This window comes from Candidatus Hydrogenedentota bacterium (genome assembly GCA_016791475.1).
Classification (GTDB): Bacteria; Hydrogenedentota; Hydrogenedentia; order Hydrogenedentales; family JAEUWI01; genus JAEUWI01.
The window spans coordinates 1-647 of record JAEUWI010000276.1 but is presented as its reverse complement, the minus strand read 5'-3'; the positions used below and the strand labels follow the sequence as shown (position 1 = coordinate 647).

General features: G+C 69.6%; 1 protein-coding gene. It reads left to right on the top strand.

Translation table 11 applies throughout. From position 1 onward, the window contains the following. On the top strand, nucleotides 1–647 hold a 647-nt coding region (locus JNK74_29180), incomplete at both ends, for a PQQ-dependent sugar dehydrogenase (GenBank protein ID MBL7650252.1).

The following is a 647-nucleotide window of genomic DNA, read 5'->3' as shown; positions in this document are numbered from 1 at the left end:
GAGCCGACCGAGCTGCCGCTGCTGACGATTCCTCACCCCGGGCAGAGCAACCACAACGGCGGCATGCTGGCCTTCGGGCCCGACGGCATGCTCTACATCGGCACCGGTGACGGCGGCGGCTCCAACGACCCGCAGAACAACGCACAGAACATCGAGGTGCTGCTGGGCAAGATCCTGCGCCTGGACGTCGACCAGCCGGACCTGGTGGGGGGCACTCGCTACTCGTCACCGGCCGACAACCCCTACGTCGGCCGCGCCGGGCGCGACGAGATCCACTCCACGGGCTGGCGCAATCCCTGGCGCTTCAGCTTCGACCGCCTGACCGGGCAGGGCTGGGTGGCCGACGTCGGCCAGGGCGAGCGCGAGGAGATCGACAGCCCTCTGCTGTTGGGCGGCAACTACGGCTGGCGGGTCTACGAAGGCACACGCTGCACCGGGCTGGACTCGGCCCTGTGCATTCCGGCGAACTTCGTCGCGCCGCTGCTGGAGTACACGCACGTGTCCGGCCGCTGCTCGGTCACCGGCGGCTACGTCTACCGTGGCAGCCGCAATGCGCTGCCGGCGGGCACATACGTCTTCGCCGACTTCTGCACCGGGGAGGTCTTCGGCTGGAACGGGGTCACGCAGTCGCTGCTGCTGGCCAGTGG